The organism is Microbacterium sp. EST19A, from assembly GCF_019969685.1.
In the GTDB taxonomy this organism is placed as follows: domain Bacteria; phylum Actinomycetota; class Actinomycetes; order Actinomycetales; family Microbacteriaceae; genus Microbacterium.
In genome coordinates this window covers 51,912-72,011 of the sequence record NZ_JAHXYZ010000001.1, presented here as the reverse complement: position 1 = coordinate 72,011, position 20,100 = coordinate 51,912, and the positions used below count along the sequence as shown (strand labels likewise).

The 20,100-nt window shown below is 69.1% G+C and carries 20 protein-coding genes; 10 read left to right on the top strand and 10 right to left on the bottom strand.

What is annotated here, in order from left to right; translation table 11 throughout:
- Positions 1-27: 27 nt before the first annotated feature.
- The 7 genes from pstB to LC452_RS00360 form a co-directional block, all read right to left on the bottom strand.
- Positions 28-807: a phosphate ABC transporter ATP-binding protein PstB gene (pstB, locus tag LC452_RS00390; RefSeq protein ID WP_116635803.1), complete on the bottom strand. Its 780-nt coding sequence runs from the start codon at positions 805-807 to the stop codon at positions 28-30.
- A gap of 29 nt (positions 808-836) precedes the next feature.
- Positions 837-1,928: a phosphate ABC transporter permease PstA gene (gene pstA / locus LC452_RS00385; protein ID WP_223622070.1), complete on the bottom strand. Its 1,092-nt coding sequence runs from the start codon at positions 1,926-1,928 to the stop codon at positions 837-839.
- A gap of 1 nt (position 1,929) precedes the next feature.
- Positions 1,930-2,907 carry a phosphate ABC transporter permease subunit PstC gene (pstC, locus tag LC452_RS00380; protein WP_223622069.1) on the bottom strand — a complete coding sequence of 326 codons (978 nt, stop codon included), beginning with the start codon at positions 2,905-2,907 and terminating at the stop codon, positions 1,930-1,932.
- A 105-nt stretch (positions 2,908-3,012) separates the two neighbouring features.
- Positions 3,013-4,116, bottom strand: a complete 1,104-nt coding sequence (locus LC452_RS00375; RefSeq protein WP_223622068.1) for a phosphate ABC transporter substrate-binding protein PstS — start codon at positions 4,114-4,116, stop codon at positions 3,013-3,015.
- A gap of 160 nt (positions 4,117-4,276) precedes the next feature.
- Positions 4,277-5,275 (bottom strand): NUDIX domain-containing protein, encoded by a 999-nt coding sequence (locus LC452_RS00370; protein ID WP_223622067.1) that lies wholly within the window; start codon positions 5,273-5,275, stop codon positions 4,277-4,279.
- The gene (locus LC452_RS00365) at positions 5,272-7,437 is read right to left on the bottom strand and encodes an RNA degradosome polyphosphate kinase (RefSeq protein WP_223622066.1); all 2,166 of its coding nucleotides are present in this window, start codon (positions 7,435-7,437) and stop codon (positions 5,272-5,274) included. The genes LC452_RS00370 and LC452_RS00365 overlap by 4 nt, the downstream gene beginning before the upstream one ends.
- Before the next feature lie 51 nt (positions 7,438-7,488).
- The gene (locus LC452_RS00360; RefSeq protein WP_223622065.1) at positions 7,489-8,181 is read right to left on the bottom strand and encodes a response regulator transcription factor; all 693 of its coding nucleotides are present in this window, start codon (positions 8,179-8,181) and stop codon (positions 7,489-7,491) included.
- Positions 8,182-8,255: 74 nt separating this feature from the next.
- Between LC452_RS00360 and LC452_RS00355 the strand changes: the two genes are divergently transcribed.
- The 3 genes from LC452_RS00355 to LC452_RS00345 all read left to right on the top strand — a co-directional run bounded on the left by LC452_RS00355 (position 8,256) and on the right by LC452_RS00345 (position 10,440).
- Positions 8,256-8,546 carry a hypothetical protein gene (locus LC452_RS00355; RefSeq protein ID WP_223622064.1) on the top strand — a complete coding sequence of 97 codons (291 nt, stop codon included), beginning with the start codon at positions 8,256-8,258 and terminating at the stop codon, positions 8,544-8,546.
- 155 nt (positions 8,547-8,701) lie between these two features.
- Complete coding sequence (locus tag LC452_RS00350) at positions 8,702-9,304, top strand: FABP family protein (protein WP_223622063.1); 603 nt, start codon at positions 8,702-8,704, stop codon at positions 9,302-9,304.
- Positions 9,305-9,321: 17 nt separating this feature from the next.
- Positions 9,322-10,440, top strand: a complete 1,119-nt coding sequence (locus LC452_RS00345) for a folate-binding protein YgfZ (protein ID WP_223622062.1) — start codon at positions 9,322-9,324, stop codon at positions 10,438-10,440.
- 44 nt (positions 10,441-10,484) lie between these two features.
- Here the strand turns inward: LC452_RS00345 and LC452_RS00340 are convergent, their stop codons facing one another.
- A complete protein-coding gene (locus LC452_RS00340; RefSeq protein ID WP_223622061.1) occupies positions 10,485-11,315 on the bottom strand; it encodes a class I SAM-dependent methyltransferase in 831 nt (276 codons plus the stop codon).
- Between the two features lie 69 nt (positions 11,316-11,384).
- Here LC452_RS00340 and LC452_RS00335 point away from each other — a divergent pair, with 69 nt between their 5' ends.
- Positions 11,385-12,134, top strand: a complete 750-nt coding sequence (locus LC452_RS00335; RefSeq protein ID WP_223622060.1) for a phosphoglyceromutase — start codon at positions 11,385-11,387, stop codon at positions 12,132-12,134.
- A gap of 66 nt (positions 12,135-12,200) precedes the next feature.
- Here LC452_RS00335 and phoU read toward each other — a convergent pair whose 3' ends face one another.
- Positions 12,201-12,899 carry a phosphate signaling complex protein PhoU gene (gene phoU, locus LC452_RS00330; RefSeq protein WP_223622059.1) on the bottom strand — a complete coding sequence of 233 codons (699 nt, stop codon included), beginning with the start codon at positions 12,897-12,899 and terminating at the stop codon, positions 12,201-12,203.
- A gap of 219 nt (positions 12,900-13,118) precedes the next feature.
- Here phoU and LC452_RS00325 point away from each other — a divergent pair, with 219 nt between their 5' ends.
- Both LC452_RS00325 and LC452_RS00320 read left to right on the top strand, forming a co-directional pair.
- Positions 13,119-14,342 carry a cell wall metabolism sensor histidine kinase WalK gene (locus LC452_RS00325; protein WP_223622058.1) on the top strand — a complete coding sequence of 408 codons (1,224 nt, stop codon included), beginning with the start codon at positions 13,119-13,121 and terminating at the stop codon, positions 14,340-14,342.
- A complete protein-coding gene (locus tag LC452_RS00320) occupies positions 14,339-15,022 on the top strand; it encodes a response regulator transcription factor (RefSeq protein ID WP_223622057.1) in 684 nt (227 codons plus the stop codon). Before LC452_RS00325 ends, LC452_RS00320 begins: the two co-directional genes overlap by 4 nt.
- An 83-nt stretch (positions 15,023-15,105) precedes the next feature.
- Here LC452_RS00320 and LC452_RS00315 read toward each other — a convergent pair whose 3' ends face one another.
- Complete coding sequence (locus LC452_RS00315; RefSeq protein ID WP_223622056.1) at positions 15,106-15,645, bottom strand: DNA modification methylase; 540 nt, start codon at positions 15,643-15,645, stop codon at positions 15,106-15,108.
- 136 nt (positions 15,646-15,781) lie between these two features.
- On the opposite strand from LC452_RS00315, the gene LC452_RS00310 reads away from it, so the two are divergent.
- From LC452_RS00310 to rlmB, 4 genes are all read left to right on the top strand, one after another.
- The gene (locus LC452_RS00310) at positions 15,782-16,264 is read left to right on the top strand and encodes a CarD family transcriptional regulator (protein WP_017201416.1); all 483 of its coding nucleotides are present in this window, start codon (positions 15,782-15,784) and stop codon (positions 16,262-16,264) included.
- Between the two features lie 76 nt (positions 16,265-16,340).
- Entirely contained in the window at positions 16,341-17,573 is a 1,233-nt protein-coding gene (ispD, locus tag LC452_RS00305; protein ID WP_223622055.1) for a 2-C-methyl-D-erythritol 4-phosphate cytidylyltransferase, read from the top strand.
- A 103-nt stretch (positions 17,574-17,676) separates the two neighbouring features.
- A complete protein-coding gene (cysS, locus tag LC452_RS00300; RefSeq protein ID WP_223622054.1) occupies positions 17,677-19,086 on the top strand; it encodes a cysteine--tRNA ligase in 1,410 nt (469 codons plus the stop codon).
- Positions 19,079-20,092, top strand: a complete 1,014-nt coding sequence (gene rlmB / locus LC452_RS00295; protein ID WP_223622053.1) for a 23S rRNA (guanosine(2251)-2'-O)-methyltransferase RlmB — start codon at positions 19,079-19,081, stop codon at positions 20,090-20,092. The genes cysS and rlmB overlap by 8 nt, the downstream gene beginning before the upstream one ends.
- The last annotated feature ends 8 nt before the right edge of the window (positions 20,093-20,100 follow it).

The window sequence follows — 20,100 nt, the reverse complement described above, 5'->3', positions numbered from 1 at the left end:
CCGAGCCCTTCCGTGGCGGTTCTCAGCTCATCCGAAGCGACCCGAGACGTAGTCCTCGGTGGCCTGCACGGACGGGGTCGTGAAGATCGACGTGGTGTCGTCGTATTCGATCAGCTTGCCGGGCTTGCCGGTGCCGGCGATGTTGAAGAACGCCGTCTTGTCGGAGACGCGGCTCGCCTGCTGCATGTTGTGCGTCACGATGACGATCGTGAACTCGTTCTTCAGCTCGCCGATCAGCTCCTCGATCGCGTAGGTCGAGATCGGGTCGAGGGCGGAGCAGGGCTCGTCCATCAGGAGCACCTCGGGCGACACGGCGATCGCGCGCGCGATGCACAGACGCTGCTGCTGGCCGCCGGAGAGGCCGGATCCCGGGCGGTCGAGACGGTCCTTGACCTCGTTCCACAGGTTCGCACCCGTCAGCGACTTCTCGACCAGGGCATCCTGGTCGCTCTTCGACATGCGGCTGTTGTTGAGCTTCACGCCCGCGAGCACGTTCTCTTTGATGGACATCGTGGGGAACGGGTTCGGCCGCTGGAACACCATGCCGACCTGCCGGCGCACGAGCACCGGGTCGACGCCGGGGCCGTAGAGGTCCTTGCCGTCGAGCAGCACCTCGCCCTCGACGCGCGCGCCGGGGATGACCTCGTGCATGCGGTTCAGCGTGCGGAGGAAGGTGGACTTGCCGCAGCCGGAGGGTCCGATGAAGGCGGTCACGCTGCGGGGCTGGATGTCGAGCGACACCCCTTCGACCGCGAGGAAGCTGCTGTAGTAGACGTTGAGGTCGTTGACTTCGATGCTCTTGGACACGTGGGTTCCTGTTCTGAGTGGTCGGGCGCTCAGCGGCCGGACATCTTCGGGGCGAACAGCTTCGCGATGAGACGCGCGAGCAGGTTCAGCACCATGACGATGAGGATGAGGGTGAGGGCGGCGGCCCAGGCGCGGGCGACTGCCGCATCCGGGTTCGTGCCCTGGTTCATGTACTGGTTGTAGGCGAACACCGGCAGGGTCATCATCTGGCCGTTGAAGATGTTCGTGTTGAGGCTCTGGGTGAAGCCGGCGGTGAGCAGCAGCGGGGCCGTCTCTCCGATGACGCGCGAGATGGCGAGCATGATCGACGTCGTGATGCCGGCGATGGATGTCGGCAGCACCACCTTCAGGATGGTCAGCCACTTCGGCACGCCCAGTGCGTACGACGCCTCGCGGAGTTCGTTCGGAACGATTTTCAGCAGCTCCTCGCTGCCTCGCACGACGACCGGGGTCATCAGCACCGCGAGGGCGAGGGCGCCCATGAAGCCCATCGAGATGCCGGGCTTGAACAGAAGCGCGAACACCGCGTAGATGAACAGACCGGCGACGATCGACGGGATGCCGGTCATCACGTCGACGAAGAACGTGATCGCCTTCGCGATCCGGCCGCGGCCGTACTCGACGAGGTAGATGGAGGTCATGAGCCCGATCGGCACCGAGATGATCGTCGCGGTCAGCGTGATCAGGACCGTTCCCCAGATCGCGTGCACGATGCCGCCGCCGTCTCCGACGACGTTGCGCATCGAGAAGCTGAAGAACTCCGCGTCGAACCTTTCGATGCCGTTGGCGACGACGGTCCACAGCAGCGAGATGAGCGGCAGCAGGGCGATGAGGAACGCGGTGGCGACCAGTGCGGTCATCAGGCGGTCGACGGCCTTGCGGCGGCTCTCGACGATCGAGGAGATCACGGTGATGATCACCATGTACAGCAGGATGCCGACGATCACGGTGCCGGCGATGTTGAAGTCGGCCAGGTCGGCACCGGCGGCGGCGACGCCGAAGACGGCGGCGGAGATGACGAAGGATCCGCCGAGGAGCGCCCAGGGCGCCCACTTCGGCAGCTTGCCGGATGTGAGGGCGGCCGCGTGCGGCGTGACGGGAGCGGCGGTGAGGGTGGTCATGTCAGTTCGCTCCCGAGAACTCGGCGCGGCGCGCGACGATCCAGCGCGCCAGCGCATTGACCGCGAAGGTCACGACGAAGAGGATGAGGCCGGTGGCGATCAGCGTGTTGACGCCGGTGCCGTGCGCCTCGGGGAAGGCCAGCGCGATGTTCGCCGGGATGGGCGTCGGGTTGGTCGCGGTCAGCACGAGGAAGCTGACGACCGCTGAGGGGGAGAGCACCATGGTCACGGCCATGGTCTCGCCGAGTGCGCGGCCGAGGGCCAGCATCGCGGCCGAGACCATTCCGCCGCGAGCGAAGGGGAGCACGGCCATCCGCACCATCTCCCAGCGCGTGGAGCCGAGCGCGAGCGCCGCCTCCTCGTGGAGCTTCGGCGTCTGCAGGAAGACCTCGCGGCAGATCGCGGTCATGATCGGGATGCACATCACCGAGAGCACCAGGGCTGCGGTGAGGATCGTCTTGCCGGTCGACGACACCTGGCCCTGGAAGAACGGCACCCAGGAGGCGTTGGTGTTCAGCCAGGCGTAGATGGGCTGCAGCAGCGGGGCGAGCACCAGGCCGCCCCAGAGGCCGAAGACGACCGACGGCACGGCGGCCAGCAGGTCGATGATGTACCCGAGGAAGGCGGCGAGGCGCCGGTGGGCGTAGTGCGAGATGAAGAGGGCGATGCCGATGGCGATCGGTGCCGCGATGAGCAGGGCGATGAACGAGGCCCAGAGCGTGCCGAAGACGAGTGGCCACACGTACACCCAGAACGATTCGCCCTTGAGGATGTGGTTGCCGGTCGTGTCGAGTTCGAAGGCCGGGATGCTCTGGATGACGAGGAACGCGGCGACGAGCGCGAGGACGATGAGGATGATGATCCCCGCCCCGAGCGCCGTACCGGAGAAGACCCGGTCGCCGAGCCGCTGCTTGGCCTTGATCGGTGCGGGCGGCGCCTTGGTCGGTGCCGGTGTCGGCGCCTGCGCGGTCGTGCTCATGATCTCCCTGTTTCGGGCCGGGTCGAGGTGGAGCGGGTGGTGACCTGGCGGAGCCCCCGCGTCCGGTCGGGACGCGGGGGCACCGCCGTCAGTCGGTGGGCGGGATCAGCCGACCTGGATCAGGTCGATCGCGGCCTGGACCTGCTCGCGCAGGCTGTCCGAGATCGGGGCGCTGCCGGCGTTGTCCGCGGCGGCGTCCTGGCCCTCGGCGCTCGCGATGTAGGAGAAGTACTCCTTCACGAGCTCCGCGACGTTGGTGTCCTCGTACTGCTCGCAGCCGATGAGGTAGCTGACCAGCGCGATCGGGTAGGCGCCGTCCGCGGCGGAGGCCGGGTCGACATCGAAGACGAGGTCGCCCTCGCCGCGGCCCTCGGCCAGCGGCGAGCTCTCGACGAGCTTCGCGGCCGCCTCGGCGGAGTAGGCGACGAAGTCCTCGCCGACGCCCACGTGGACCTGGCCGAGGTCTCCGACCTGCGATGCGTCGGCGAAGCCGATCGCACCGTTGCCGGCGCCGATGGCCTGGACGACACCGGAGGTGCCCTGCGCGGCCTCGCCACCCTCGATCGGCCACACGTCGGCCGGCTCGTAGGTCCAGACGTCACCCGCGGTGGCGCTGAGGTACTTGGTGAAGGTCTCCTGCGTGCCCGAGGGGTCCGAGCGGTGGACCGGCGAGATCGCCAGGTCGGGAAGCTCGACGCCGTCGTTCAGGGCGGCGATCTCCGGAGCGTTCCAGTTGGTGATCGTGCCGGCGAAGATGCCCGCGATGGTGGCGGCATCCAGGTTCAGCGTGTCGACGCCCTCGAGGTTGAAGGCGACGGCGACCGGCGAGATGTAGAGCGGGACCTCGACGATGTCGTCGGTCGTGCAGGCGCCGAAGCCGCCGGCGGCGATCTCCTCGTCGTTGAAGGCGCGGTCGGAGCCGATGAAGTTGCTGCCGCCTTCGAGGAAGTTCTCGCGACCCGTTCCGGAACCGGTGGGCTCGTAGTTGACGGTGACGTCGGGGTTGGCCGTCTGGAAGGCGGCGACCCAGGCCTCCTGGGCTGCGGTCTGCGACGACGCGCCGGTGGCGTCGATGGTGCCGGAGAGCGTGGACTCCGAGGGCTCTTCGCTGGAGCCGCCGGTGCCGCCTTCGTTCGCGGCGCAGCCGGCGAGTGCGAGAGCAGCGACGGCGCCGATGGCGCCGATGCGAGCGATTCGGGAGATCTTCACTGTGGATCCGTTCGATCAGGGAAAGGGTGAGGCCCGGTGCAGGGCACACAGTGACGCTATGGCGGGCGGTTAACGAGACTCTCCCGCACAGGTGAACGGCAGGTGAACGACGAGCGACTCTCTGGGGTGGACCGAGGCGGTTGCGGGGGACGCGAACGCGTCAGACCTTGGGGATGTGCGTCTCGATCGAGATGATGCCGGAGCCGGGATTGGTCGCCGACAGGTGCACGACCGAGAACGCCCCGGGCTCGAGGTCGGCGGCGCTGCTGAGGTACGACCCCTGGATGGTGCCGGTCGCGAGGGCGATCTCGGACAGCAGGCCGGGCAGGACCGGTCCGTGACTGCAGAGCACGGCGGGCTTGCCCGCGCGGACGCGTCGTCCGACGACGGCACGGAGGTCGGAGGTGCCGTCCTCCCAGGCGTCCTGACTGATCTTCTCGGTCTTCACGATCTTGCGGTCGAGTTCCCGGGCGAGGGGCTTCACGGTCTCGACGCAGCGCACGGCGTCGCTGGTGACGATCTTGCGCGCGCCGAACGCGCGCAGAGGACCGACGATCGACTTCGCCTGCGTCCGCCCGCGCTCGGCCAGCGGGCGCGCGGCATCCGCACCGTCCCATTCCGAGCGGGAGAGGGCCTTCGCGTGCCGCAGCACGACGACGGGGAAGGTGCGCAGCACGCCGTCGTCGACGAGGTTCGTGAAGAAGTCGAGGATCTCGAGATCGACCGGGTAGCTGAGGCGCTCCCGCGCCTTCTTGGCGCTCACCCATTCGACCGCGGCGATCTCTCGGTTCGGCACGAACGTGGACGCGCGGATGGCGTCGTCGGTCGCCTCGGCGGCCCAGTAGTGCACGACCTTCTGCTTCTGCGAGGCGAGGTGGTACCGGCTCACGCCGACGGGCACGCCCAGCGACACCCGGATGCCGGTCTCCTCGTGCACTTCGCGCACGGCGGTCTCGGCGAGCATCTCGCCCGGGTCGACCTTGCCCTTGGGCAGCGTGACGTCCCGGTACTTCGTGCGGTGGATCAGCAGGATCCGGAGCTTCCCGTCGACGAGGCGCCAGACGACGGCCCCCGCGGCGTAGACCGCCTTGTCGGTCCACTTCGAGGCGGGCGGCGGTGTGCGCGCCGCCCGGGCCTGCTGCTCCTGCCGGACCGTCATCGCACCGCCCGCGCGCGACGGCGCCGCTGGATCAACCCCATGGTCTTATCCTGCAGGTCGACGAGCGGCTTGCCCTCGGCATCCTCGGCGTGCCGCGTCCACACGCCGTCGGTGCCGAGATGCCACGAGGTGGTGCCGGCGTCCATGGCGAGGTCGAAGAACGACAGGAGCTCCTTCAGGTGATCGGGGTCGGTCACGCGCACCAGCGCCTCGACACGGCGGTCGAGGTTGCGGTGCATCATGTCGGCGCTGCCGATGTACACCTGCGGGTCGCCGTCGTTCTCGAACGCGAAGATGCGGGAGTGCTCGAGGTAGCGTCCGAGGATGCTGCGCACCGTGATGTTGTCGCTGATGCCGTCGAGGTCGGTCCGCAGGCTGCAGATGCCGCGCACCCACACCTCGACCTTCACGCCGGCGGCACTGGCGCGGTAGAGCGCGTCGATGATCTCCTCATCGACCATCGAGTTGACCTTGATGCGGATGTGCGCGGGCTTGCCGGCCTCGGCGTTCTTGCGCTCGGCGTCGATCTGGCGCACCAGACCCTTGCGGAGGTGCAGCGGTGCGACGAGCAGGCGCTTGAACTTCTTCTCGATCGCGTAGCCGCTGAGCTCGTTGAACAGACGCGTGAGGTCCTTGCCGACCTGCGCGTCGGCGGTGAACAGCCCGAAGTCCTCGTAGATGCGGCTGGTCTTCGGGTTGTAGTTGCCCGTGCCGACATGCGAATAGTGCTGGAGCTTGCCGTCTTCCTCGCGGATGACGAGGGCGAGCTTGCAGTGCGTCTTCAGTCCGACCAGGCCGTACACGACGTGCACGCCGGCCTTCTCGAGCTTGCGTGCCCAGACGATGTTGTTCGCCTCGTCGAATCGCGCCTTCACCTCGACCAGCGCGAGCACCTGCTTGCCGGACTCGGCGGCGTCGATGAGGGCCTGCACGATCGGGCTGTCGCCGGACGTGCGATACAGGGTCTGCTTGATCGCCAGCACGTGCGGGTCGCGCGCGGCCTGCTCGAGGAACGCCTGCACGCTCGTCGTGAACGACTCGTACGGGTGGTGCACGAGCACGTCGGACTTGCGGATCGCCTTGAAGATGTCGGCGCGGGTGTTCGATCCCGTCGGCTGGAAGGCGACCGCGGTGGTCGGCAGGTGCGGCGGGTAGCGCAGGTCGGGCCGATCGATGCGGGAGAGGTCGAACAGGCCGCGCAGATCGAGCAGACCCGGGAGCCGGTACACCTCCAGGTCGGTGATGTCGAGCTCGCGCACGAGCAGGTCCATCGTGACCTCGTCCATGTCGTCGGTGATCTCGAGGCGGATCGGCGGACCGAACCGACGCCGCAGGAGCTCGGCCTCGAGCGCCTGGATGAGGTTCTCGCTCTCGTCCTCCTCGATCTCGACGTCTTCGTTGCGGGTGAGCCGGAACGCATGGTGGTCGAGCACCTCCATGCCGGGGAACAGGTCGCCGAGGTGGTTGGCGATCAGCTCTTCCAGGCGCAGGAACCGCTTGATCTCGCTGTTGCCGGGCACTTCGACGAACCGCGGAAGCATCGGCGGCACCTTGAGGCGCGCGAACTCCTGGCGACCGGTGCGGGCGTTGCGGATGCGGATCGCGAGGTTCAGCGACAGGCCGGAGATGTACGGGAAGGGGTGAGCCGGGTCGACGGCCAGCGGCATCAGCACGGGGAAGACCTGGGCGCCGAAGTAATCCGACAGCGCGGAGTGCTCCTCTTCGGTGAGCTCGGACCAGTCGGTGATCTCGATGCCGGCATCCGCGAGGGCGGGACGGACGAGATCGGTCCAGGCGGCCGCGTGACGCAGCTGCAGGGCGTGCGCCTCGCGCGAGATGTCGGCGAGGGCGTCGACGGGGGAGCGGCCGATGTTCGTGGGCACGGCGAGGCCGGTCATGATGCGGCGCTTCAGGCCGGCGACGCGGACCATGAAGAACTCGTCGAGGTTGCTCGCGAAGATCGCCAGGAAGTTCGCGCGCTCGAGCTCGGGCAGCGACGGATCCTCGGCCAGCTCCAGGACACGCTGGTTGAACGCCAGCCAGCTCAGCTCGCGATCCAGGTAGCGGTGGTCGGGGAGCTGGGCATCGGGGGCCTCGATGGCATCGAAGTCGTCGTCTTCGGCATCACCGAGACCAGCGTCGGTGAGAGCGGGATCGATCATGGCTACATCTAAGCACCGCGAGGTGACGCGCGTGTGAACGGACCCGATCCGTTATCGCGCTGCGGCCGTCGCCGACACGCTCTCGTCCTCGTAGACGTTGAACCGATAGCCGACGTTGCGGACGGTGCCGATGATCTGCTCCTGGTCGCCCAGCTTCGCCCGCAGCCTCCGCACGTGCACGTCGACCGTGCGGGTGCCGCCGAAGTAGTCGTAGCCCCACACCTCGCTGAGGAGCTGCTCGCGGGTGAAAACGCGCGAGGGGTGCGTCGCGAGGAAGTGCAGCAGCTGGAACTCCTTATACGTGAGATCCAGGGGCTTGCCGCGCAGCTTGGCGGAGTAGGACTGCTCGTCGATCGTGACGCCGGACGCCTGCACCCGCGAGGGCTCGGCGACCTCGTCGCGACGGGCGAGCCCGAGGCGGACGCGCGCGTCGATCTCGGCCGGTCCCGCCGTGGAGAGCAGGACGTCGTCGATCCCCCAGTCTCCGGAGAGCGCGCTCATACCGCCCTCGGTGACGACGAGGAGGAGCGGCGCATCCTGCCCGGTCGCCCGCAGAAGCCGGCACAGCGACTTCGCCCCGACCAGGTCGTGGCGGCCGTCGACGACCACGACGTCGTAATCCGGGGCGCTGACGAGCTGCGCGGGTTCCGCCGGGATCTGACGGACGCGATGGCTCAGCAGCTCGAACGCGGGAAGCACCTGCTCCGAGAGCGGAGCGTTGGTCAGAACCAGCACCAGGGCCACGCGCACTCCTCACCGGCGCGGAAGTCGACGCCGTGCCGCCATGATACCGGCAGCGGATGCGCAACAATGGTGTCATGTCCGAACCAGCACTCGCACCGCGTAATGCCTTCGTCGGCGTGATCGTCGTGTGGGCCACGGCCTTCATCGCGACCGTGGCCGTCGGCATCTTCGTGCCCGAGGAGTGGCGGGTGCCCTGGATGCTGGTCGCCTTCGGGGGTGTCGTGCTCCTCTCGTTCACCGTGCAGCTCTGGTACGGCCGGACCCAGGGGTTCATCTTCCGTGTGGCGGGCAGCATCGTCGGATCGCTGATGCTGATGGGTCTGATCTCCATCGGATTCGGCATCGCCGCCCTGCTCCCGTCCTGAGCCGGAGCGCCGCCCGGCGCGGTAAGGTGGAGGGCATGGACCTCATGGCGCTCGAAATCTTCTTCATCGGCCTGCTGGGCCTCGCGAGCCTCGCTATCGTCTTCGTCTCGGCGGTGGTTCTGCGCAACCTCTTCCGCGGCCAGCGCTGACGCATCGTGATCGAACTGCCCACAGACCTCCCCGCCGAGCTCGTTCCGCTCTCGTGGCTGATCGGCGTGTGGGAGGGGACCGGTGTCATCGACTACCCCGTCGATGAAGAACGGCTGCAGGGCGAGTTCACGCAACGGGTGAGCTTCAGCCACGACGGCGGTCCGTTCCTCAACTACTCCTCCACCGCGACGTTCACGGGTGACGACCACGCGGTGTCGATCCCGCTGACGGCCGAGATCGGGTTCTGGCGTCTCGCGCGTCCGGCGACAGCGGCGGATGCCGGGCCGGGGCTGCTGCCCCCGCAGGGTCCGGTCGTCACGCGCACGGTCGACGACGTCGAGAGCCTGCGCGGAGAGAACGGGGCGTTCCCGATCGAAGTCTCGCTCGCCCACTCCGACGGCATGCTCGAGTTCTACCTCGGCGAGATCAACGGCCCGCGCGTCGACATCGCCTCGGACGCCGTGATCCGGGCCGCCGGCGCCAAGGAGTACGGCGCGGCGTCGCGCATGTACGGCCTGGTCGACAACCACCTGCTGTGGGCGTGGGACATCGCGGCCCTCGGCACACCGTTGCGTGCGCATGCCTCCGCGCGCCTGGCCAAGGTCTGAGACGGGCGGCATCCGACATGGGCATGTTCGAGAGCCTTCCCGGAGCCGTTGCCGGCGAGCACGGCATCGCTCACTTCGGCGCCCCCTTCCGCGAGCAGCGCCGTCTCGCCGCCGGTGACGCCGTCGTCGCGCTCGACGACCGCACGGTCATCGAGGTCGCCGGTCCCGAGCGGCTCGGCTGGCTCGACTCGATCACCTCGCAGTCCGTCGGCCGCCTGAGCGCCGGAGACAGCACAGAACTCCTGGTGCTCGATCCGCAGGGCCGCGTCGAGCACGCCGCGGGCGTCGTCGACGACGGCAGCTCGACCTGGCTGATCGCCGATGCGGCGGATGCCGAGGCGCTCGCGACCTGGCTGACGCGGATGAAGTTCCGCACGCAGGCCACCGTCGATGTGCGCCCCGAGCTGGTGCTCGTCGGCTTCGTCGACGGGGGCGCCGCCGCGCGGTCCGTGCATGCCGCGGCCGCCGCAGACGACCGCGTCCCGCTGGTGTGGGAAGACCCCTGGCAGCACGTCGCGCTCGGCGGGCATCAGTACGCCGAGATCCTCGACCACCCCGGTGCCGCTCTTGCCTGGCGCGTCGCCATCCTGTCGCCGGAAGCCGCGGACGCGCTCGCCGCAGGCCTCGACCCGGAAGCCGCCGCAGGTCTCCTGGCGGCCGAGGCGCTCCGCATCGCGGCCTGGCGTCCCCGATGGGCGGCAGAGGTGGACGACAGGTCTCTTCCGCACGAGTCCGACTGGATCCGCACCGCCGTGCACCTGAGCAAGGGGTGCTACCGGGGCCAGGAGACCGTGGCCAAGGTGCACAACCTCGGGCATCCGCCGCGCCGGCTCGCCGCCCTCCAGCTCGACGGCAGCGACGCCGTGCTGCCGGAGCCCGGTGCTCCGGTGTTCGCCGGCGACGACGAGATCGGCCACGTGACCTCGGCCGCGCGTCACCATGAGGACGGACCGATCGCACTCGCGATCCTCGCGCGGCGGGCACCCATCGGCGATCTCCTCGTGCGAGCCGACGGGATCGACATCGCCGCCTCGCAGCAGGTGATCGTGCCGGCCGACGCCGGTGCCACCGCCGACATCCCGCGACTCACGCGGCTGTCGCGTCGTCCTTCCGCGCCCGACCCCCGCAGCGCCTAGACCCTTCGCCGGTTCCGGAGCGAGCGGAGCGAGACGAAGGGTGCTCAGCGATCCGTGGCGGGAGCGACCGACTCCCACGGCAGCGTGAGCTCGCCGAGGCGCCAGCGCGTGCGCCCGCCGCGCACCGGCCAGCCCTGATCGCGCAGAGCCGTGACCGTCGCCAGGAAGCGCTGCGTGGCCCCGAAGGTCGCCAGCGCTGCCGCGCGATCCCACTCGCGGTCGAGGTCGATCAGCAGCGCGTGGATCCGCTCGCCCGGCACGTTGCGGTGGATCAGTGCCTTGGGCAGCCGCTCGGCGACGATGCTCGGGTGCTCCAACCCGGCCAGGCGCAGCGAGATCGTGAACCGCACCGGCGCACCGTCCGGCCGCACATCGACCCAGCTCGCCACGCGCCCGATCTCGTCGCAGGTGCCCTCGACGAGCAGGCCGTCGGGTGCCAGCCTCGCGGCCATCCTGCGCCAGGCCGCCGACACGTCCTCCTCGTCGTACTGCCGCAGCACGTTCATCGCCCGGATCACCGCCGGATGCCGCCCGTCGAGGAGCGGGACCTCGAAGCCCCCTCGGGCGAAGGAGACCCGGAGGTCGCGGGGGAAACCGGTACGACCCGCCCGCAGTTCGGCCAGCTGGGCGTCGGCGGTCGCGACCCGGACGGGGTCGATCTCGAGGCCGCGCACCTCGGCATCCGATCGGGTGCGGCGCAGCCGTGCGGCCAGCTCGAAAGCCGTGACACCGCTCGCTCCGTAGCCGAGGTCGACCACGAGCGGGTCGTCGGCTCGGCGGAACGCCGGACTCGCCGCGATCCATCGGTCGTTGCGGCGCAGCCGGTTCGTCCCGGTCGTGCCACGCGTGGGCCGGCCGAGGGGAGATGACGCCATGCGTCAATCCTCTCGCCTCGATGCGTCTCGGGATCAATCCGGAGCGGTCGGCGCGGATAAACTGGCGGCATGACTGCGACCCGCACTTTGATCCTGCTCCGCCACGGCCAGAGCGAGTGGAACGAACTGAACCTCTTCACCGGCTGGGTGGACGTCCGCCTGACCGAGCAGGGCAAGGGCGAGGCCCGCCGCGGCGGCGAGCTGCTCGCCGAGGCCGGCATCCTCCCCGATGTCCTGCACACGTCGCTGCTGAGCCGTGCGATCCAGACGGCCGACATCGCGCTCGACGCCGCCGATCGCCTGTGGATCCCGGTGACCCGGTCGTGGCGGCTGAACGAGCGCCATTACGGTGCGCTGCAGGGCAAGGACAAGGCGCAGACGCTCGAAGAGTTCGGTCCCGAGCAGTTCCAGCTGTGGCGCCGCTCCTTCGACGTGCCGCCGCCCCCGCTCGATGACGCGAGCGAGTTCAGCCAGGTCGGCGACGCCCGCTACGCCGGCATCGACGGCGAGGTGCCGCGCACCGAGTCGCTCAAGCTCGTGATCGACCGCCTGCTGCCGTACTGGGACAGCGCGATCGTCCCCGACCTCGAGGCCGGCAAGACCGTGCTCGTCACGGCGCATGGCAACTCGCTGCGCGGGCTCGTGAAGCACCTGGAGGGCATCGGCGACGACGACATCGCCGAGCTGAACATCCCGACCGGCATCCCACTGGTCTACGAGCTCGACGAGAACAACGTCCCGACCGGCCCGGGCCGCTACCTCGACCCCGAGGCCGCTGCCGCCGGCGCCGCCGCGGTCGCCGCGCAGGGCAAGAAGTAGGCCTTCAGGCCGACACGAGAAGGGGCGGATGCTGACAGCATCCGCCCCTTCTCGTGTGTGCAGGGATTAGGCGTGCCCGAGCTCCTGCTGCTGCTCGACGGCGAGGGCGATCTCGGCCTCGGAGACCTGCCAGTCGCCGGTCGCGAGGTAGACCATCTTCTTGGCGATCGCGACCGCGTGGTCGGCGAAGCGCTCGTGGTACCGGCTGGCGAGCGTGGCGTCGACCGTGGCGGTCGTCTCACCCTTCCAGTTGTCGCTGAGCACCTTCTCGAACACGTTGGCGTGCAGCTCGTCGACGTCGTCGTCCGCGTTGCGGATCGTGTCGGCGAAGCGCAGGTCGCCTGTGCGCAGCAGCTCGGAGAGCGTGCGGGAGATCTCGACATCCAGCTCGCCCATCTTCACGAACGTGCCCTTGAGGCCCTTCGGGATGGCGCGCTCGGGGAAGCGGAGACGCGCGAGCTGGGAGATGTGCTCGGCCATGTCGCCCATGCGCTCCAGCGACGCGCTCACACGCAGCGCGGTCACGACGATGCGCAGGTCGCGCGCGACCGGCTGCTGGCGGGCGAGGATCTCGATGGCCTGCTCGTCGAGCGTGACGGCCAACGCGTCGATCTTGGCGTCGTCGGCGATGACCTCTTCGGCCAGGGCGACATCGCTGGTGGCGAAGGAGCGCGTGGCTTTGTCGATCGCGATCGTGACGAGGTCGGCGATCTCCACGAGCTGGGACTGCAGGTCCTCGAGGGACTGGTGGAAGACTTCGCGCATGGTGGGGCGCACCCTTTCATTCGGATCTCGGCTGTGTGCACGGCGCGAGACGGCGGTTCGTCCGCACGGGAGCGGGTCTGCACTCCCGCACAGGCCCGAAGAGATTGTGTGCTCCGAAGGTTAACGAACGGTGCCCAGCACGTGAATAGTACTTCTCGCGTTGCCGCCAGGGCGCAGAAACCCGCCGGATGGGCGGTGAACGCACTCTACGCTGGTGTCATGACCTTGCCGCAGCTCGCGCTGTCTTCGCTCGCCATCGGGCTGGTGATCGGCATCGGCCTCTCCCTCCTGGTGGTGTGGGCGTACCGGGCACGCGCCAGGGCCGAGGAGGAGACCTCGCTCGAGATCCCGGCCGGCATCAACGACGTCCTCGGCAGCATGGACGACGCGGCGTGCGTCGTGGATTCCTCCGGGCTGGTCCTCGCGGCATCCCAGGCCGCGACACGCTTCGGCATCGAGGTGGGATCGACCCTCGACAACCCGGAGCTGCGTCAGCTGGTGCGAGGGGTGAAGGCGGCCGGCGGCTCTCGGACTGATTCCTTCCGCATCACCCGCGGGGGTCTGAGCCTGGACCCGCGGCTCGTCTCGGCCCGCGCGAGCGTGATCGCCGCACGGCTGGTGCTGCTGATCATCCGCGACGTCACCGAGCAGGAGCGCCTCGACCAGATGCGCCGCGACTTCGTGGCGAACACCAGTCATGAGCTGAAGACGCCGGTGGGCGCGGTCAGCCTCCTCGCCGAGGCCATCGAATCCGCCGCCGACGATCCCGCGCAGGTGCGCATCTTCGCCGCGCGGATCTCCGCTGAAGCAGGACGACTCGGGCAACTCACCGGCCGCATCATGAGCCTGTCGCGGCTGCAGGCCGAAGACGGACTCACCGAGGTCGCCCCTCTCGCCATCGACGAGGTGATCGCCTCTTCGATCGAGGCGCACGTGGTGCAGGCCGACTCCGCCGGGGTCGAGCTCGCCCGCGGAGGCGATCGCGGCATCTGGGTACGCGGAGACGCGCAGATCCTCGTCGAGGCGGTCGGCAACCTCATCGCCAACGCCATCGTGTACTCGCCTCGCGGTTCGCGTGTGGGCGTGGGGGTCAAGGCCGACGGAGAGATCGTCGAGATCGCCGTGTCCGATCAGGGCATCGGCATCTCCGAAGCGGACCGGGAGCGCATCTTCGAACGGTTCTACCGTGCCGACGAGGCCCGTTCACGACGCACCGGCGGCACCGGCCTCGGGCTGTCGATCGTCAAGCACGCCACGCAGCGACACGGCGGCGAAGTCCGTCTGTGGTCCCGTCCGGGGCGCGGCTCCACCTTCACCATCCGGCTTCCCCGGATCGAGACTCCCGGGCACGTCGACTCGGACAAGAAGAGCAAGAAGAAGCGCGCGCGGAAGGCGGCCAAAGCCGCAGCATCCGCCCGCGTTCGAAACGGAGAGAGAGCATGACCCGCATCCTTCTGGTCGAAGACGAGCCCGACCTCGCCGACCCGCTCGCCTACCTGCTCCGCCGTGAGGGGTACGACGTGGAGATCTCGGAGGACGGACCAGGCGCTCTCACGGCGTTCCGCGAGCGCGGCGCCGACATCATCCTGCTCGATCTGATGCTGCCCGGCATGCCGGGCACCGAGGTGTGCCGTCAGATCCGGTCCACATCGGCCGTGCCGATCATCATGCTCACGGCCAAGGACTCCGAGGTCGACATCGTGGTGGGGCTCGAGTTGGGCGCCGACGACTACATCACCAAGCCGTATTCCTCGCGCGAGCTGCTCGCCCGGATGCGGGCCGTGCTCCGTCGCGTCGTCCAGGCCGAGAGCGAGCTGGACGAGCGGGTGCTCGACGGCGGACGCGTCTCACTCGACATCGACCGTCACACCGTCGCGGTCGCCGGCGCCCAGATCAACATGCCGCTCAAGGAATTCGAGCTGCTCGAGGTGCTGATGCGCAACTCAGGCCGCGTCCTGACCCGCGGGCAGCTCATCGACCGGGTGTGGGGGAGCGACTACTTCGGCGACACGAAGACGCTCGACGTGCACATCAAGCGCATCCGCTCGCGCATCGAGGAGAATCCGAGCGAGCCGGTGATGCTCGTCACCGTGCGCGGCCTGGGCTACCGCTTCGAGGGCTGAGCCCGAGCGGACCCGCAGCACGACGAGAGAGGCCGGCACCCCCAGGGGTACCGGCCTCTCTCTGCGTCTCCGTCAGCGACGGATCACTCCGCGGGTGCGGGTGCGGCGGTGTCGGTCGGCGTCGGCTCCGGAGTCGGCTGCGATGCGCGCTCGCTGACGTCGGGGACAAGGTCCGCGTAGTAGGGAAGGGAGCCGTCGAGGACGGGCACCTCGGTCTTGACGCCGGTGGAATCGCCCGACTGGAAGTGCACCTCGATGGTCGCGCCCGGCTTCGTGTCGAGGTCGACGACACGCAGCGGGTCGGCGTTGGCTCCGAGGCTCACGGTCTCGCCGGCCGGAACGGTGACCGTGAACGGATCGATCCCCACAAGCGTGATGGTGAGGGTGGCCTTCTCGTCGGTCGGGTTCACGATCGCGGCGATGAAGTTGCCCACCGAGCCGTCCTCCGTGGCGACGATGAACGCGTTGCGGACGTCGAGCGGACCGTCGGCGTCGGAGACGTTCACGCCGTCGGACGCGGGGTACTCGATCTGCGTCGACTGCGGGGTGATGAACGTGCACCCGGTCGCACCGAGCAGAACGAGCGCGCTGAGGGCGGCAGACGCAACAAGGCGCGATTTCACGGGTCCTCCTGAGGTCCGGCGGGGTATCCGCCAACCATTCTACGGGTAAGCGGCGACGGCCTCCGAGCGGCTGAGGCGCGAACCTTAGCGCATATTCCCTGTGGTATCCTTGAGGTTGCCGAAAGGACACGTTTTTATGCTTTTTGAGGTTGGCGAGACAGTCGTCTATCCGCACCATGGCGCCGCGACCATCATCGAGGTCAAGGAACGCATCATCAAGGGTGAGGCGAAGAAATATCTGAAGCTCAACGTCACGCAGGGTGATCTCATCATCGAGGTCCCGGCTGAGAATGTCGACCTCGTCGGCGTTCGCGACGTGATCGGCAAGGAGGGCCTCGACCACGTGTTCGAGGTGCTGCGCGCGCCGTTCACGGAGGAGCCGACCAACTGGTCGCGTCGTTACAAGGCGAACCTCGAGAAGCTCGCCTCCGGCGATGTGATCAAGGTGAGCGAGGTCGTCCGCGACCTGTGGCGTCGTGATCAGGACCGTGGCCTCTCCGCAGGAGAGAAGCGGATGCTGGCCAAGGCGCGTCAGATCCTCATCTCGGAGCTCGCGCTCGCGGAGAAGACCGACGAAGACAAGGCGGGCGCTCTGCTCGACGAGGTCCTCGCGTCCTGAGTGCTTTTCACGAAAGGGGCGGATGCGGCTCGCATCCGCCCCTTCGTCGTCCCCGCCCACGCGGTAGCGTGAGACGGTGACTCTGCTCCCCGTTCCCGACACCGCGATCATCGTCGTCGCTGCGGGCTCCGGCACCCGTCTGGACGCCGGGGCGCCGAAGGCGCTGGTCGGCATCGACGTGCACTCGATCCTCCGGCATGCGCTCGACGGCGTCTTCGCCGCGGCGCCTGCCCAGGTGATTGTCGTCGCACCCGCCGGGCACGAGGGCGACGCGGAGGCCGAGCTCGAAGCGGCCGCGGGCGACCGCCGCGATCTCGGCCGCGTCGTCACCGGGGGCTCGACCCGCCAGCAGTCGGTCGCCGCCGGACTCGCTGCGCTGTGGGGCGACGTGACGACCGTGCTCGTGCACGACGCCGCCCGCGCGCTCACGCCGCCGACTCAGATCGACGCCGTCGTCGCCGCCGTGACGACCGAGACCGGCGTCATCCCGGCTCTTCCTGTGGTCGACACCCTCAAGCGGGTCGAGGCCGATGCAGTCGTCGGACCCGTGGACCGCGCGGAGCTCGCGGCGGCGCAGACTCCGCAGGGATTCCCCCGGGCTCTCCTCGAGAAGGCGTATGCGGCGGCGTTCGCCTCCGGCATCGAGTACACCGACGACGCGGCGCTGTTCGCAGCTTCCGGGCATCCCGTGCGTCATGTCGACGGTTCCGAGCTCGCGTTCAAGATCACGACGCCCGCCGACCTCGAGCGCGCACGCCACCTGCTGGCGGCAGCCGCGGGTCCGGCTGTCGCGACGTCCGCACGGCGGCCCTCCGTCATCGGCCTGCCTCGTGTCGGCCTCGGAACGGATGTGCACGCCTTCGGCGGCGAGGGCGACCTGTGGCTCGCCGGGCTGGAGTGGCCGGGGGAGCAGCCGCTGTCCGGGCACTCCGACGGCGACGCGGTCGCGCATGCGATCGTCGACGCGCTGCTCGGCGCTGCGGGCCTCGGCGACATCGGAGAGCACTTCGGCACCGCGCATCCGGAGTACGCCGGCGCGCACGCCGACGTCTTCCTCGCCCGCACCCACGAGCTGCTGGCGGAGGCCGGCTATGTGATCGGCAACGTCTCGGCGCAGTTCCAGGGGAACCGGCCGCGATTCAGCGGCCGCCGGGCCGAGGCCGAGGCGGTGCTGTCCGCAGCCCTCGGAGGTGCTCCGGTGACAGTGACGGCCACGACGACGGATGGGCTCGGGTTCCCTGGGCGCGGGGAAGGCATCTCCGTCACGGCGATCGCCCTCGTCGTCCCCGACGTTTCGCGGAGAGTGTGACGTTTCGCGGATCCTTTCCCTCGATCCGTCCGCGATTCGTCACATCGTCCGCGAAACGTGGCTGGGCGGCGGGCGTTCAGCCGTGCCCGAGTAGGCTTGAGCGGTGACACTCCGCCTCTATGACACCCGCGCTGCGGAACTGCGCGACTTCGTGCCTCTCGACCCCGAGAACGTCACGATGTACGTCTGCGGACCGACGGTGCAGTCCGGCCCGCACATCGGACACGTCCGGGCGGCCCTGAGCTTCGACCTGCTGCGCCGCTGGCTCACGCACCGGTACGGCCGGGTGACCTTCGTGCGCAACGTCACCGATATCGATGACAAGGTCCTCGCCAACGCGACGGATGCCGAGCCGTGGTGGGCTCTGGCCTACCGGATGGAGCAGGAGTTCACGGCCGCGTATGCCGGCGTCGGAATCCTCGCGCCGACCTACGAGCCGCGGGCGACGGCATCCGTCCCACAGATGCAGGAGCTCATCACCACGCTCATCGAGCGGGGGCACGCGTACGTCGCACCCGACCGCTCGGGCGACGTCTACTTCGATGTGCGCTCGTGGTCGGAGTACGGCGCGCTCACGCACCAGTCCATCGACGCGATGGAGGCGGCGGAGGACGCCGATCCGCGAGGCAAGCGCAACCCGCAGGACTTCGCCCTCTGGAAGGGCGCGAAGCCCGAGGAGCCTGCCGACGCGACCTGGGCGTCGCCTTGGGGCGCAGGACGCCCGGGGTGGCATATCGAATGCTCGGCGATGTCCAAGCGCTATCTCGGTGCGGAGTTCGACATCCACGGCGGGGGACTCGATCTCCGTTTCCCGCACCATGAGAACGAGCTCGCGCAGTCGACCGCGGCCGGCGACGCCTTCGCGCGCTACTGGGTGCACAACGGACTGGTGACCGTCGGCGGACAGAAGATGTCCAAGTCGCTCGGCAACTTCACGCTCGCCGCCGATGTCCTGGCCGAGCATGATCCGCTCGTCGTGCGGTATGCCCTCGCGGCCGCCCACTATCGGTCGAGTCTGGACCTCACGGAGTCGTCGTGGGCCGAGGCGGAGGCGGCGCTCGGGCGCATCCGCACCTTCCTGGAACGCGGTCAGCGCCTCGCGAAGCCGGGCTGGGGACAGGCCAAGGAAGGGCTGCCGACCGAGTTCTGGGAGGCGATGAACGATGACCTCGGCGTCCCGCGAGCTCTCGCCGTGATCCACAGCAGCATCCGCTCCGGGAACGCGCTCCTCGATGCGGGCAAGTACGACGAAGCCAAGCAGGACGTGATGGACGTCATTCAGATGACGGGTGTCCTCGGCGTGAATCCTCACGCCCCCGAATGGCGCACGAACGACAGCTCTGCCGAGGCGTCCGCTCTGGACTCTCTCATCCAGACGATGATCACTCAGCGCGCCCAGGCGCGGGCTGACAAGGACTGGGCGGCGGCGGATCGCATCCGTGACGCGATCGCCGCCGCAGGAATCACGCTGGAGGACTCTCCGGCCGGAACTCATTGGAGTATCGATGGCTAAGCCACAGCGCCCCGGCGCGAACAAGGGAAACAAGAAGGGCCCGACCAAGGGCACCGGCGGACTCGGACGCAAGGCCCTCGAGGGCCGCGGGCCGACGCCGAAGGCCGAGGACCGCGCCTGGCACCCCGCCGGCAAGCGCAAGGCCGCAGCCGAGCGCTACGCGGCATCCGGCGGCAAGGGCAAGCCGAACCAGCGCCAGGCGTCGGGTGGCAACCCGAACCGCTCCGCGCGGGCGAAGGACAACACCTCCGAGGCTGAGACGGTCACCGGCCGCAACTCGGTGCTCGAGGCGCTCCGCGCCAAGATCCCGGCGACCGCCTTCCACATCGCGCAGCGGGTCGAGATGGACGACCGCGTCAAGGAGATGCTGTCGATCGCGACTCACCGCGGCATCCCGGTGATGGAGGTCACCCGCCAGGAGCTCGACCGCATGGCCGGCTTCGACGGTGTGCACCAGGGCGTCGCGATCAAGGTGCCGCCGTACGAGTACGCGCACCCGCAGGATCTGCTCGAGCAGGCGATCGATCGCGGCCAGGTGCCGCTGTTCGTCGCCCTCGACGGCATCACCGATCCGCGCAACCTCGGGGCCGTCATCCGGTCGGCCGCCGCTTTCGGCGCGCACGGCGTCATCCTGCCGCAGCGCCGCTCGGCCGGCGTCAACTCCGCGGTGTGGAAGACGAGCGCCGGTGCGGTCGCGCGCACGCCGGTCGCCCTCGCGACGAACCTCACCACGCAGCTCAAGGAGTTCAAGAAGCAGGGTGTGTTCATCCTCGGGCTCGCCGGCGACGGCGACGTCTCGCTGCCCGACCTGCAGCTGGCCGACCGTCCCGTCGTCATCGTCGCGGGCTCCGAGGGCAAGGGCCTCTCGCGCCTGGTGCGCGAGACCTGCGACCAGATCGTCTCGATCCCGATCTCCGCATCCACCGAGTCGCTGAACGCCGGCATCGCGACCTCCGTCGCGCTGTACCAGGTCGCGACCGTCCGCGGCTCGAAGAAGAAGTCCTAGGAGGACGC